Source organism: Streptomyces sp. NPDC018964, from assembly GCF_044390325.1.
In the GTDB taxonomy this organism is placed as follows: domain Bacteria; phylum Actinomycetota; class Actinomycetes; order Streptomycetales; family Streptomycetaceae; genus Streptomyces.
This window is the reverse complement of sequence record NZ_JBIRYZ010000001.1, coordinates 18,530-31,557: the sequence shown is the minus strand read 5'-3', so window position 1 is coordinate 31,557 and position 13,028 is coordinate 18,530. Positions and strand designations below refer to the sequence as shown.

At 69.4% G+C, this 13,028-nt stretch carries 14 protein-coding genes and 4 pseudogenes; 11 read left to right on the top strand and 7 right to left on the bottom strand.

Annotation, left to right across the window (positions count from 1 at the left end):
- Positions 1-502: 502 nt before the first annotated feature.
- The 3 genes and pseudogenes from ACH5AO_RS00175 to ACH5AO_RS00165 form a co-directional block, all read left to right on the top strand.
- Positions 503-826, top strand: a pseudogene (locus tag ACH5AO_RS00175) (integrase); the annotation flags it as partial.
- A 287-nt stretch (positions 827-1,113) separates the two neighbouring features.
- Positions 1,114-1,614, top strand: a complete 501-nt coding sequence (locus ACH5AO_RS00170) for a tyrosine-type recombinase/integrase (RefSeq protein ID WP_398921057.1) — start codon at positions 1,114-1,116, stop codon at positions 1,612-1,614.
- A 321-nt stretch (positions 1,615-1,935) separates the two neighbouring features.
- Positions 1,936-2,313: a transposase gene (locus ACH5AO_RS00165; RefSeq protein WP_398920146.1), complete on the top strand. Its 378-nt coding sequence runs from the start codon at positions 1,936-1,938 to the stop codon at positions 2,311-2,313.
- Between the two features lie 84 nt (positions 2,314-2,397).
- On the opposite strand, the gene ACH5AO_RS00160 is transcribed toward ACH5AO_RS00165, so the two are convergent.
- On the bottom strand, positions 2,398-2,679 hold the full coding sequence (locus tag ACH5AO_RS00160) for a hypothetical protein (protein ID WP_398920144.1): 282 nt from the start codon (positions 2,677-2,679) through the stop codon (positions 2,398-2,400).
- Position 2,680: 1 nt separating this feature from the next.
- Positions 2,681-3,052: a toxin glutamine deamidase domain-containing protein gene (locus ACH5AO_RS00155; protein ID WP_398920142.1), complete on the bottom strand. Its 372-nt coding sequence runs from the start codon at positions 3,050-3,052 to the stop codon at positions 2,681-2,683.
- 612 nt (positions 3,053-3,664) lie between these two features.
- Here ACH5AO_RS00155 and ACH5AO_RS00150 point away from each other — a divergent pair.
- The 4 genes and pseudogenes from ACH5AO_RS00150 to ACH5AO_RS00135 all read left to right on the top strand — a co-directional run bounded on the left by ACH5AO_RS00150 (position 3,665) and on the right by ACH5AO_RS00135 (position 6,953).
- Positions 3,665-4,075 carry a four-helix bundle copper-binding protein gene (locus tag ACH5AO_RS00150; protein ID WP_398920140.1) on the top strand — a complete coding sequence of 137 codons (411 nt, stop codon included), beginning with the start codon at positions 3,665-3,667 and terminating at the stop codon, positions 4,073-4,075.
- A gap of 394 nt (positions 4,076-4,469) precedes the next feature.
- On the top strand, positions 4,470-5,000 hold the full coding sequence (locus ACH5AO_RS00145; RefSeq protein WP_398920138.1) for an STAS domain-containing protein: 531 nt from the start codon (positions 4,470-4,472) through the stop codon (positions 4,998-5,000).
- Positions 4,999-5,653, top strand: a pseudogene (locus tag ACH5AO_RS00140) (SDR family NAD(P)-dependent oxidoreductase); the annotation flags it as partial. The gene ACH5AO_RS00145 and the pseudogene ACH5AO_RS00140, both read left to right, overlap by 2 nt.
- A 70-nt stretch (positions 5,654-5,723) precedes the next feature.
- Positions 5,724-6,953: a cytochrome P450 gene (locus ACH5AO_RS00135; protein ID WP_398920136.1), complete on the top strand. Its 1,230-nt coding sequence runs from the start codon at positions 5,724-5,726 to the stop codon at positions 6,951-6,953.
- Positions 6,954-7,137: 184 nt separating this feature from the next.
- Here the strand turns inward: ACH5AO_RS00135 and ACH5AO_RS00130 are convergent.
- A pseudogene (locus ACH5AO_RS00130) lies at positions 7,138-7,221 on the bottom strand (flavodoxin family protein); the annotation flags it as partial.
- A gap of 116 nt (positions 7,222-7,337) precedes the next feature.
- Here ACH5AO_RS00130 and ACH5AO_RS00125 point away from each other — a divergent pair.
- The 4 genes from ACH5AO_RS00125 (at position 7,338) to ACH5AO_RS00110 (ending at position 10,669) form a co-directional block, all read left to right on the top strand.
- On the top strand, positions 7,338-9,470 hold the full coding sequence (locus tag ACH5AO_RS00125) for a SpoIIE family protein phosphatase (RefSeq protein ID WP_398920134.1): 2,133 nt from the start codon (positions 7,338-7,340) through the stop codon (positions 9,468-9,470).
- Between the two features lie 85 nt (positions 9,471-9,555).
- Positions 9,556-9,744 carry a hypothetical protein gene (locus ACH5AO_RS00120; RefSeq protein ID WP_398920132.1) on the top strand — a complete coding sequence of 63 codons (189 nt, stop codon included), beginning with the start codon at positions 9,556-9,558 and terminating at the stop codon, positions 9,742-9,744.
- Between the two features lie 53 nt (positions 9,745-9,797).
- Positions 9,798-10,124, top strand: a complete 327-nt coding sequence (locus ACH5AO_RS00115; protein WP_398920130.1) for a plasmid stabilization protein — start codon at positions 9,798-9,800, stop codon at positions 10,122-10,124.
- A gap of 260 nt (positions 10,125-10,384) precedes the next feature.
- The gene (locus ACH5AO_RS00110) at positions 10,385-10,669 is read left to right on the top strand and encodes a SpoIIE family protein phosphatase (RefSeq protein ID WP_398920128.1); all 285 of its coding nucleotides are present in this window, start codon (positions 10,385-10,387) and stop codon (positions 10,667-10,669) included.
- A 50-nt stretch (positions 10,670-10,719) separates the two neighbouring features.
- Here ACH5AO_RS00110 and ACH5AO_RS00105 read toward each other — a convergent pair whose 3' ends face one another.
- From ACH5AO_RS00105 to ACH5AO_RS00090, 4 genes and pseudogenes are all read right to left on the bottom strand, one after another.
- On the bottom strand, positions 10,720-10,938 hold the full coding sequence (locus ACH5AO_RS00105; RefSeq protein ID WP_398920126.1) for a DUF5133 domain-containing protein: 219 nt from the start codon (positions 10,936-10,938) through the stop codon (positions 10,720-10,722).
- Positions 10,939-11,060: 122 nt separating this feature from the next.
- Positions 11,061-11,345: pseudogene (locus ACH5AO_RS00100) on the bottom strand (CBS domain-containing protein); the annotation flags it as partial.
- A gap of 80 nt (positions 11,346-11,425) precedes the next feature.
- A complete protein-coding gene (locus ACH5AO_RS00095; RefSeq protein WP_398920124.1) occupies positions 11,426-11,695 on the bottom strand; it encodes a short-chain dehydrogenase/reductase SDR in 270 nt (89 codons plus the stop codon).
- Between the two features lie 3 nt (positions 11,696-11,698).
- Complete coding sequence (locus ACH5AO_RS00090; RefSeq protein WP_398920122.1) at positions 11,699-12,895, bottom strand: amidohydrolase; 1,197 nt, start codon at positions 12,893-12,895, stop codon at positions 11,699-11,701.
- Between the last annotated feature and the right edge of the window lie 133 nt (positions 12,896-13,028).

Here is a 13,028-nt window from a genome sequence, read left to right as displayed (position 1 = left end):
AGAGCCTCATGCGGGCCGACCCGGCCCATGGACACTCCATGGGGCAGGGGATCACGCTAACGCGCATGCCGGATTCCGGAACACACCGGATCAGCGGCCGCGTACGTCGGTCCGCCGCACGGCCGGCGCACCAGCCCCTGCCTCGCACAGAAGCCCGGGCGGGAAGCCTGCTCGGTACGGTGCACGATGTTCTGCGAGGTCTTCGACCGGGAGGCGTGCCCATGTACAGTGAAGACCGCCCTTGACCTGCACGAAGCAGGCAGGGAGCCGTCTTTCGGGAGTCCGACATGCTGCGCACCATGTTCAAGTCCAAGATCTAGCATCTGGTCGTTTGTGCAGCTCAGAGGCGTAGTGGGGCCGCTCAGGTCAGCAAATGGTCAGCATCGGGCGCGAGGGCGTCCTGGCTTGCTGACCTGGTGACCGCCGCGGCGCGGTGCCTGGGCGCAGATGCCCGGCTCCCGCTCGGAAGGTGCGTCACGTGGCTCGTCAAATTGCCCGCGGTATGGGGTCGTTCTTCAAGGACTGCGGCTGTGCCAGGCCGACGCGGTGCCCGCACTCCTACACGATCCGTTTCCGCGACGGTCGAGGGAAGCAGGTCGAGGAGGGCGGGTTCGACACGCAGGACGACGCGATCGAGCGCCTCACGCAGATCTATGCGGAGAAGAAGCGCACGGCGCCGTCCGTTGCGGAAGCGCGCCGGGAGCTGGGGCAGAAGACGGTCGCGGAATACGCGAAGCAGTGGCTGCCCCGCCAGCGCCGGATGACCGCGTACGCCACGGGCGAGCACGTCAGCAGCTCCATCAACGTCCATATCGTTCCGCGCCTGGGGTCACGGAAGCTGATATCCGTCACTCCCATCGTGGTGGAGCGCTTCCTGGACGAGCTGGAGGCCGATGGCGTCGGCCGGGGGAATCAAGTCAACATCCTGCGCACGCTCAAGGCGATTCTGCGGGACGCCTACGACAAAGGGGCGATGGTGGATGACCCGGTCAAGGGGGTGCAGGAGCCGGAGTACGTCCGCCAGAGGGCGGTCATTCCGGACCTGGCCTATCTGAAGCAGGCTCTGGCTGTCGCGAAGGATGACCTTGCACTGGAGATCGTGATGATGGCGGGGTGCGGACTGCGCAACGGCGAAGCGCGGGCGGTGAACATCAACAATCTGGTGGCCGAGGACGTGTACCGGGTGCACGAGCAGATCCACTCCAACACGCACCGGCCGGCGAAGCTGAAGCACCGCAAGGGGGGGAGTTCCGGGAGGTGCCGCTGCCCCGCTCGGTACGGGAGGCGATCGAACACCATGAGGCAAAGCACGGCGCCACGCGGGAGGGGTATCTGCTGCGGGGGCCGAGCGGGTACTACACGGAGCCGATGGAACGCCGGCGCGTCCGCGCACTCTTCGAGAAGCTGCCCGTCGCGGACGGGATAGGGATGTACGGCTTCCGGCACTACTTCGCCTCCAACGCGCTGGGCAGCGGCATCCCGATCACCGACGTGGCCGAGTGGATGGGACACAAGTCGATCGAGGAGACGTACCGCACCTACCGGCACCTGATGCCGGGGAGCATCACCAAGGCGGCGCGGGTTTTGGACGCCGGGCTGTGGGACGCGGCCTGAGGCCGCAGCGAAGCCTGACAAAATTGCCCTCCGGTTCGGGCTGCAACAGCACCACATGGCACAGGTTGTAGAGACCGTCTACGGGCGTCCACGTCAGTCCATCGTGGGTGCGTTGTAGCAGGTCAGGGCGTCACAGTCCGGGGGCGTCGGCGTAGTTGGTGACAGACGCGTGACAGCGCCGGTGATAGACCGAGGCTCCGCCGAGGAGCATCCTTGGTGGGCCTCTGCCCGGAGCCATGCGATGCAGCCTCACCGGAGGGCTCGGGTGGGGCAGCGCCGTGAAGTTGACTGTGCGTGCACGCGTGACGCGTTCGGCTCGTCATGCAGTTTGTCTTCCAGCGCTGTCCTCGTGGACGCTGCATTTGCGATCGCAGCCATGATGGACGTCCCAAGCGGCTGAACACCGAGGCGTCCTTTACCGCCCTTTGCGGAGCTAGCCTCATCGAATACTCCTCCGGCCGAGGTAGCACATGCCGGCTCAACCACAGCGGCGACCGGCGGGCCAACACCGCCCTGCACCGCATCGTCATTACCCGCCTGCGCCACGACCCGCACACCCAGACGTACGGCGAACGCCGCATCCAGGAGGGCAAGACATCGAAGAGGGCTTCCCTGCTGGGTGACGGCCGGGGCTCGCACGCGGCAGCGTCGCGATCACCCGGGCCGGACTGCGTGCGGACTGCCGTGCCTTTCCAGTAGTCCTACAGCGGTGCTCACTCGGCCGTTGAAACCAGAAGGCACGGCAAATCCGCTACTTCACCGGGCTGACCCGCTTGCTCGAACTCAGAGCAGATCACGCTCCATCAGGTCATCCGCTTCCTCCCGGGTGACGAATGAGCACGCTCCGGTATTCAGGTCGACGGCCACGGGCAGGTTCCCGCCGAGTTGCATGTCCTGACGTCCGTGATCGAGGTACTCGACATGGTCATAGGGAGCGATGAACCGTCCCTTGTCCGTGAAGCAGTACTCGGGAATGATCCTCACGTTGGAGGACAGCCCCCATGCTCTGCTTTCCTCCGTGAGGAACTCCGCGGCCCTGCGCTCGGCTTCTTCCGGGTCGAGCATGTCAGTTGGTCCTCATCACGTAGTAGTCGCGGTATTTCTTGTGCGCTGGATCGGCCTTGCCCGGCTGGTAGTCGAGGAAGACTACCTTTCCATCGATGTTCGCGACATTGAAGCAGTGACCCACGCCCTTCCTGGGCCATGCTCCTATGATCGCCCGAGCACCGGGTCCCCAGCGCAGCGTGTCGCTCACGATGACGTTGAGGCCGCCGACCTTCTGGAACGGTAGCCCCGTCATCGCCGACAACTCGGCCCGCGTCAGCGGGCGGTCTGCTCCAGACACCCCGTTCGGATTCCGGCCGGCCATGAGGTCGTTGCCGGCGGTCGCACACAGTCCGCAGTTCCTCCGGCCGCCTTCCGGGTTGATACGACTCATGGACGACGGGTTTCCGGTGTGTAGTAGGGGAGTCCGAAGCGCGTCGAACTCGGTTCCCCGTAGTAACGTCCCGCCCTGGACGCCGCCGTCGTAACCGGCTCTCCGGAGGGACCCGCGTAGGCACTACCAACGAGCGGCGCGCGAGCCGCGAGCCGCCACCGCATCGGACGCGCCGCGACCGCGGCCGGCCTCGCCGGGACGGGGTACGCGCTGTTTCGTCGCGTCAGGTCCTGAACCGCACGAGTCGCCGGTGCTTTACCCCGGTGTACGGGTGCCGGCCAACCGCAAGACCGTCGGCCCAGGGAGATGATCAGAGCGTTGGCGCCTGTTCGCAGCGTCGGCACGCCTCCGGTTCCGGGACGCGACGTGAAGGGGCTGATTGCCGCGAACCTTCGGCGCATCGTCTCCACGGCCTCCTCGCCGTTGCCCAACCCTGCCCCCTCATCTGCGGCCGCGGCCGTTGCCTCCGTTCGCGCCAGGTTCAACGCACCGCGACCGCGATCAGGGCCGAGCGGTACTGACGGAGCACTCGGCGGTTTGCGGCGTCCGGCGTGGTGTTACCCCTACGTGGACGGCATCAGCCGTCGCTGGACACCACTGGAGGGTTCTTTCATGGCCACTGCAGTCAAGGACATGCTCGGTACCTACCCTGCCGATCTGGGCGGAGTGGACCGGGAGAAGCTCGCCCGGTGCATCGAGGAATGCACCGCCTGTGCACAGGCGTGCACCGCGTGCGCGGACGCATGCCTGTCGGAGGAGATGGTCAGTGAACTGACCAAGTGCATCCGCACGAACGCCGACTGTGCCGACATCTGCAACGCCACCGCCGCGGTACTGTCCCGCCACACCGGCTACGACGCCAACATCACCCGCGCGATCCTCCAGGCATGCGCCACCGTCTGCAAAGCCTGTGCCGACGAGTGCGGGCGCCACGCCGACCAGCACGACCACTGCCGCGTGTGCGCCGAAGCCTGCCGCCGCTGCGAACAGGCGTGCAACGACCTGATCGATTCCCTGGGCTGACATACTCCCCGCCCACTCCGCCGCTGCACCGGGCGGACGGGGGCCGACTTCGGAGGGCGGCAGCCTGCGGGTCCCCAGTTCCACCCGGTCGCGTCCGCGCGGACCGCACGCGAGCCGGTCCTAAGTGGCCGGATGATCTTGAAGGAATGCTCGGTACAACCCCGGGGCACGCAGCGGGCCGGCTATGTCGCGAGGAGGCATTGCATGTCCGTGCGCGAGAGGACGTCGGCGCACGCGGTGATCTCAGCCAGGGGTCGGCGCGGCGGAGTGCACCTGTGTTCGAGGGTGCCCTGGCGCTTTTCCGCACCGGAGCGTTCGGGTCGGGTCGGACGCTGTCCGACATCACCGCAGACATTCTGGCCGGCAGGGCAGGGGCACGTCGGATCCGCAATCCGTGCCCGTGTCCAGTCTGCGGGGTCGGGTGGGCAAGACCACTCCGATCTTCGGCGTCAGCCGCAGGGGCAGGGGTACGACGGATACGGCGTCAGGAAGAGGCAGCCCGCTAGCCAGGCATGCATCCGAGGAGTCCGTGTTGCTGTTTCCGTGCCACCGCCTCACCGAAGACCAGATCGTGATTGAGATCGACGACGCCATCGATTTCAACACGGAGGACGTCGCCCACGGGCACCTCTGTGGGGAGATCTCGCGGTCGGCCGCCCGCACCGTGATCATCGATGTGCAAACGCCCTTGGTCACCGCCATGGCTGTCAGTGTCCTGCTGCGTACCCGGCGATTCGCCCATAGCCGTGGAGCCGTGCTGTGTGTGGTGGCGCGTCGATCGCTGGCCCGCAGGGTCTTCCGCGCAACCGGTGTCTGCCGATACCTGCGCGTGGCAGCCACACTGCCCGGCGCCGTGAGACTCACCCGCGGATGCCGGCCCCTCCCGGAACCGCCGACCCGGCAGGGTGGCGGTGCCCTGACATGAGATCCGCGCCGTGCGCGCCGACTTGCGGACCGGCGAGGGACGGTTTCGGCTGCTGGACGCGCTCGACGGTCTGACGGTCGACGCGGCGGCCCTCAACGCGGGTGTGGGCCAGGGTGGAGCCTTGGTGGACACCGACCTGGCCGATGACCGGTAGGTCGTCGATCTCGACGTCACCGCGACCGTGCGGCCGGCCAAGCTGCTGCTGCGGGCCATGGTGACGCGCGGGGCGGTCCGGCTCGCGTTCGCCTCGTCGTTCGCCTCGACGATGCCCGGCTCGTTCCAGCCCTTCTGCAACGCCTCTAAAGCATTCGTGCAGTCCTTCGCCCAAGCGCTGGCGGAAGAGGTGAAGGACACTGGGGTGACGGGTCACCTCCTTCATGCCGGGCCCGACGGACACGGACTTCTTCGAGCGGGCGGACATGGCGGACGGCACCCGGATCGGGACCGCGGTGAAGGGCGATCCCGCGCAGGTGGCCGAGCAGGCGTTCGAAGCGGTCGTGAACGGCGAGAGGAAGGCCGCGACCGGATCGTGGAAGGCCAAGGCGCAGGGTTTGGCAGGGAAAGTCCTGCCCGACGGGGTCAAGGCGGCGGCCCACCGGCGGATGGCGGAACCGGGCACCGGTGACGAACCGGGTTCCGCGCGACGGGAGTGACGCGGGGGCGGCCTTCCGGTGGCCGAACCGCGCCGGTATCGCACGGGCCGTCACGGGCACTCCAGTGGACATGAGTGCTCATCGACTGGTTCCCGAGTCCCTGGCTCTGCTGACCGAGGGCTACGCCTGGCTGCCCGATCTGATGCGCGCCGAGAACGACACGGCGCTGACCCTGCGCGTCCTCGGCAAGCCGGCCCTGGCCGTTCGGGGGCCCGACGCGGTCTGCTTCTTCTACGACGAGGAACACGTCCGGCGCCACGGCGCGCTCCCCGGCCCGGTCCTGAGCACTCTCTTCGGTCACGGCGCGGTCCACACCCTCGACGGCGACGCGCACCGGCAGCGGAAGTCCTTTTTCCTGCCCCTGCTGGAGACCGACGCGGTGACAGGTTCGGCCGGGCACATCGCCGATGCCTGGGACGAGGCCGTACCGCGCTGGCGGGAGCGGCCGGAGGTGGTGCTCCTCGACGCCGTCAGCCGGGTGATCACGCGTGGTGTCTGCCGCTGGGCGGGCGTGCCCCTTACCGAGGACGAGGAGGAACCGCTCGCGCGGGACCTGCTGGCCATGGTCGACGGTTTCGCAACGGTGGGCCCACGCCACTGGCGGGCCAGGCGGGCCCGTACCCGTCGGGAACAGCGATTCGCGGACCTGGTGGCCCGGGTCAGGTCCGGGGCGGTCGACGCCCCGACCGGTTCCGTACTGGACCGCGTCTGCGGCCACCGAGACGCTTCCGGCGCCGAGCTGTCCCCCCGGATCGCGGCGGTGGAACTCCTCAACGTCATCCGGCCCACCACCGCGCTGAGCTGGTTCGTGGCCTTCGCCGCGCACGCCCTGCACTGCTGGCCGGAGCATTCGGAGCGGCTGCGATCGGGCGAGGCGGCGTTCGCCACGGCGTTCGCCCATGAGGTCCGCCGGTTCTATCCCTTCGCTCCGTTCCTGGGCGGGCAGGCCGTCACCGACCTGACCTGGCACGGCCGCCGCGTCCCGGCCGGCGGGCTGGTTCTGCTGGACGTCTACGGGCAGAACCACGACGAGCGGTTGTTCAAGGATCCGTACGCCTTCCGCCCGGAACGCTTCCTCGACCACCCGCCCGGCCGGGACGACCTGATCCCTCAGGGCGGCGCGGATCCCCGCGCCGGACACCGCTGCCCCGGCGAGGCCATGGCCGTGGGTGTCCTCGAGACGCTCGCCCAGCGCTTGGCCCAGCTGAGCTACGAGGTTCCGCCGCAGGACCCGACCGTCCCCTTGAACCGCATCCCCACCCGCCCCCGCAGCGGAATGATCATCAAGGTGCTCGCGTAGGCACTGGGCGGCTGCCATACCCTGAGGCCGGCCACGTGCCAGTTTCTCGAACCGCGGGCGGCACCCGAACTCCGGGCGAGCGGCACGAACTGATCACCGATCTCACCGGTCATCCCCCACTACTGCCGAACTGCGCCGCCCCTCATGGGCGCGCGGCCAGCCGTGACGTCGGTGGGGTCTGCCAAGCACCGGAGATCTCACTGCTCACGTGGTGTGCGCCGTCCTCGTTGCGGATGACTACCACGCCTGCCACTCGGTTGTAGGCGAGAACGGATCTCAGTCCCGTGGGCCGAGGAGGGCGGCGACCGGCCGCGCGAGACGGCGTGCCGACCACCTCCCATGGGCGTAGCGTCCTCGTAGGGCCCGCATGCTGGAGGTGTTTCCGTGACCAGCGCAGGTGATCCAGTCGCCGACAACGGTGAGCTGGACGCCGTGTTCGCGGACACGGCACGCCGGACCGGCGCGTCGATCGGTGCCCTGTATCTGCTCACGCCTGATGAGCAGTCCTTGCGGCTGGACGTGCTGTGCGGGGCCCCGGCCGAGTTCGCCGCACCCTGGTCGAAAGTTGCGGTGGCCGCTCCCGCACCGGTGACCGTCGCGTTCCGCGAGGAACACCTGGTGTGGGTGGGCAGTCAGGAGGAGATGGCCCGCACCTATCCACGCACGTCGGTCGTGCTTCCCTACCCGTTGGTCCTGGCCGCCGCGCCGGTCACCGGCACCCGCAGGTGGGGCGCGTTGCTGCTGATGTGGCCGGCCACCCGTCCGCCGTACATGACCGGACGGGAGCGTGGTCACATCACGGCCAGTTGCCGACGTCTGGCCCGGTTGCTGGAGGAAGCCGCCGAGCGCGGCAGGCCCCCGTCCGGCGACGAGCGGACCCGCGTCGTCCCTCTCGCCCCAGAGGACCGGTCCGACAGCCCGGCGATGGCCGCCGCCGACTTCGCGGAGCGCCTGCCCGGCGGGAGCTGCGCGCTGAACCTCGAGGGCCAGGTCACCTACGTCAGCTCCGGCGCCTGCGACCTACTGGACTGCGAAGCCGGCCGACTGCTGGGCACGGTGCCGTGGCAGTCCCTGCGCTGGCTCGACGATCCCACCTACGAGGACCGCTACCGTGCCGCGGTGCTCAGCCGTGAGCCCGTCTCCTTCACCGCCTGCCGTCCCCCGGATCACTGGCTGGAGTTCCACCTCTACCCGGACGCCAGCGGGATCAGCATCCGTATCGTCCCCAGCGGTGCACAGCCCCCGCCCGCACCGGCGTCGAGCCACTCCGCGCGCCCGGCCACTCCGGCCCGCGCGGGCAGGCTCTACCAGCTCACCCACCTGGCCGCCGGACTGACCGAGGTCGTCGGAGTCCAGGATGTCGTCGCCCTGGTCGCCGAGCAGGTCATGCCCGCCTTCGGTGCGCGGGGCCTGGTCCTGTCCACAGCGGAGGCCGGCCGGCTGCGGATCACCGGATACCGCGGCTACGACCCCCACATCATCGAGCGCCTCGACGGTCTGTCCGTCGACACCGACTTCACCCCGGCCGGGCGCGCCCTCAGCAGCGGTGTCCCCGCTTTCTTCTCCGATCCGGAGGAGATGCGCCGGCTGTACCCCGAGACCCCTCAGGTCAGCGGGAAACAGGCATGGGCCTTCCTTCCGCTGATCATCTCCGGCCGGCCCGTCGGCTGCTGCATCCTGTCCTACGACCGCCCCCGCGTGTTCCCGGCCGAGGAACGCGCCGTCATGACCTCGCTCGCCGGCCTCATCGCCCAGGCGCTCGACCGCGCCCGCCTCTACGACACCAAGCACGAACTTGCGCACGGCCTCCAGCAGGCGGTGCTGCCGCGCGCCCTTCCCGAGATCGCCGGTCTGCGCGTCGCCGCCCGCTACCTCCCCGCGACCCGGGGCATGGCCATCGGCGGTGACTTCTACGACCTGATCCGGCTCGGCGACACCGCCGCCGCGGCCGTCATCGGCGACGTCCAAGGGCACAACGTCGCCGCCGCCGCCGTGATGGGCCAGGTCCGCACCGGTATCTACGCCCACGCGACCGTCGGCACGTCCCCCGACCAGATCCTCGCCAGAACCAACCGGCTCCTCGCCGACCTCGCCCCCGACCTCTTCACCAGCTGCCTCTACGCCCGCCTCGACTTCGCCTGCCGACGCGTGACGCTGGCCAGCGCCGGCCACCCGCCACCCCTACTGCGCCTGGCCGACGGCGACACCCGGCCCGCCGACGTCTCGCCCGGCCCCCTCCTGGGAATCGACCCCGAGGCCGTCTTCCCCCTGACCGAGATCCCCCTCGCCCCGGGCTTGACGCTCGCCTTCTACACCGACGGCCTCATCGAGAAACCGGGGATCGACCTCGACGACGCCATCGCCGGCCTCGCGCACCATCTCGCCCATGCCGACGAACGGGACCTCGACCTGCTCATCGACCACCTGCTCAGCAAAGCCGGCATGGAGGGGCAGCGTGCCGACGACATCGCTCTCCTGGTCCTTCACCACGACGCGGTGCACCACGACGCGGGCTGACCGCACGACGGCTGCATGCTTCGGGTGGTCCTTCAGGGGAACCCGTCGCCCCGAACAATCTCCGAAACGAGACAGGTGCTCACACATGCCCAATCCACAGCAGCCAGAACAGCGACGCAGTCAGAAGGGCGGCGGCACGCCCCAGCAGAGCGGCGAGAACAAGGCCCGCGAGATGGAGGCGAAGGGCGGCAGCGCCCACGGCACGGACAAGGGCGACAAGGGCGGCGGAGAAGGCGGCGGAGTGCCGCCGGACCAGCAGACCGAGCATCCGTAACCCTCCCGGCGACCTGTCGCAGTCACCGATCCACCCGAGAAGGGAGATACGCCATGCCGGCCGGATCGAGCTCCAAGCGTGAGCGCCAGTACGAACACATCAAGGAGGGCGCCGAGGACCGCGGCGCATCGTCGAAGCGCGCCAAGGAGATCGCCGCACGGACGGTCAACAAGGAGCGGGCCAGGTCGGGCGAGTCGAAGAGCGCCAGCAGGACCTCGACGCGTGACCCCAAGTCGGCGTCCCAGCGCGGCGGGCAGCGCTCACACAGCGGCGCGCAGGGGCCCACCAAGGACCAGTTGTACGAAGAGGCCAAGAAGCGCAACATCCAGGGCCGCTCCTCGATGAGTAAGAAGCAGTTGGAGAACGCCCTGGGCCGCTGACCCGAGGTTTCACACCGTCGGCTGGAAGACGGACGGGGCCAGGTGGCTGCTGCCCAGCTGATCCTCGCTTCGGCTTCTGCTGTGGTCTGTCCCGGTGGCATGGCCTTGACTGCGTGCGTATCGCGCTCACGTACTCGGTCAGTCGGGTGGCGTGGCGCCATGCCGCTTCCTGGGCTTCAAGGTGCCTGACCCGGTACGCCTCCGCGTACCGGGTACGGACCTGCTCCGTATTCGGGGCAGCCGCTGCTCATCACCCTGGAGTGCCCGCCCACGCATCCTCTCCGAACCGATCCCGGTCTGACTTCCACCGTCTGCCGGGGGAGCAGCTGGAACCCGGTGACCGGCTGCTGTTCCACACCGACGGCATCACCGGAGCCCGCGACGCCACGGGACGGATGTCCGGACCCGACCGCTTCGTCGACTTCCTCGTCCGCCACCACGCGGACGAGGTCCCGCTTCCCGAAACTCGACAGGATCCTTCTGCCTTGAAGGGCGAGCGCATCGAGGGCGGGGGTGATCCGCCCTCCTCGATCATGCTGCCGTGATGCCGCCAGAACAGGATCAGCCCAACGTGGGCTTGTGGCGGACCAGGCTCTCAGCTCGTGAGGAGTGAGTTGTCCGCGCGGTGGGCCACAGGTATCTGGTGACGTGCCGCCATGAGGGCGGAGTCGATGTCACGCGTGCCGGTGAACACGCACAGGGTGGAGCTGACGCCGTCCAGGTGTCGCCGGTATTCCTCGCCGCCGCTCTCTGCGTGCAGCGCCTCGTACTGCTCGACCCGGTCCTTCGGCACGACAGGGTGTGTCATCAGCATCGGGGGTCTCCCCTGGCCGCCGCCGCTCGCTTGGGTCGCATACGGACCTGGGTGCCCCGAGCCCCGGCCCGCAGTCTCACGTCGTGTGGGACAGGGGGCCGGGGCTCGGGACGGGGACGGCGTCAGTCGGTGGACAGCGCCTGCAGCAGATCACCGACCTGGGGGTCGGGCAGGGAGCGGGCGACGTCGGCCTGGGCGACCATGCCGACCAGGTCGTGCCCGTTGATCACCGGCAGGCGGCGCACCTTGTGCGCGGACATGGTGCGCAGGATCTCCTGCACGTCGTCGTCGGCACCGATGGTGACGGCCTCACCCTGGGCCAGTTCCCCGGCCTGACAGGTGCCCGGGTCCTTTCCGGCACCCAGGACCTTCACCACGACGTCCCGGTCGGTCAGGACACCCTTCAGACCGGTGACGTCGTCACCGTCGTTTCCCATGTGCACCGTCTTGCGTTCTCCGGCGGGTGGCTACGACTCTCATGGCCCGTTCACCGCCGGGTGCCGGTCAGGCCACCGGTGACGACTGTCACCTCGCTGACCGGAAAGCTGGAGTCCGTGTCCGAGACCAGGTGGACGTACGCGGGGTCTGCCTCTTCGGACTGGGAGGCCCGGCCCGTCGGGGCCGAACTGCCCAGCTTCGTGAGGTAGTCGCCCGCAAAGCGCCGGCCTGTCAGATCGAGCACGGTCCAGGTCGGCCAGGGGAAACGAGGCTGGTGCTGCGGGGCGATGGACTTGGTGAAGACGGCTGTGGCGGACATGGCTCAGCGTCCCGCCTCCCGGTGCAGTCTCCACGCCTCCTCGCGCAAGTCCGCGTCGAGGAGCAGGTCCGCGGCCGTGCAGGCCAGCGCGCCGGTGACGGCGACGAGCACGTCGCGGGCCCGCGGGGAGGCGGCCGCCGCGGCGAACTCGGGGGTGTGGTCGGACCCGTCGTCCATGATGGCGACGAAGGGATGGATGGCGGGCACGCGCGTACTGACGTTGCCGATGTCCGACGATCCCAGGTAGACGCCCGGCGCGGGCGGCGTCAGCCCGATCCCCGCCCCGGACAGGTGTCCGGCGAACGTCTCGGACAGTGGGCCGCTGTCACGGAAGTGCTCGTAGCGGAGCGTGGCCCGTTCCACCTCGGCCCGGGTGCCCGTGGCGTGGGCGACGCCCTCGGCGGCGGCGCGCAACCGCCCGGTCAGGTCCTCCAACGCCTCGGTCGTCGCCGCGCGCAGGCCGAACAGCCCTTCCGCGTACTCCGGGACGATGTTGGTGGCCCTGCCCCCGTCGGTGACGATTCCCTGGATGTGGGAGGCCTCCGGCAGACGCCTGCCCAGGGCGGTCAGGACGTTGAACAGCTCGACCAGCGCCAGGAGGGCGTCGACGCCCTCGGTGGGGTTGCCGGTGGGGTGTGCGGCGCGGCCGTGGAAGGCCACCCGGTACTGCACCTGCGCGGTCAGCGGGGCCCGCGTCCAGTCGTACACGCCGGGGTGGAACATCAGCGCGGCGTCGACGTCGTCGAACACGCCGGCCTCCACCTCCAGGACCTTTCCGCCCCCGGCCTCCTCGGCCGGCGTCCCGACAGCCATGACGCGTCCGGCCGAGGCGTCCAGCACCGCGTTCAGCGCGAGCGCCGCTCCCAGACCGGCGGCCGCGATGAGGTTGTGCCCGCAGGCGTGGCCGAGACCCGGCAGGGCGTCGTACTCCAGCAGCAGTGCCACGGCGGGACGCTCGTGGCCCGAGCGGGCGGTGAACGCGGTGGGCATCCCGGCCGTCCCGCGCTCGACCTCGAAACCGGCCACCTCCAGCGCGTCCGTCAGCAGCGCCGCGGCCCGGTGCTCAAAGAAGGCGTGCTCGGGGTGGGCGTGCAGCTCGAGGGCGGTCTCCCACAGAAAATCCGCCCCTTTCGCGACCTCCGCGCGCAGTCTCTCGTGGACGTCGGCATTCACGTCGTCGCCGGAAGGCGTACGGGTCACCTGGCCTCCTCGGATCAAGGTGCGGTCGTCGGTCTTCGCGTCGTGCACCACCGGGTGCCGTCAACCGGGCGTCGTGACACCTCCGGGTTTCGACCGGGGAACCGGTGCAACACGTCCGGTGCGCTCCCGGACG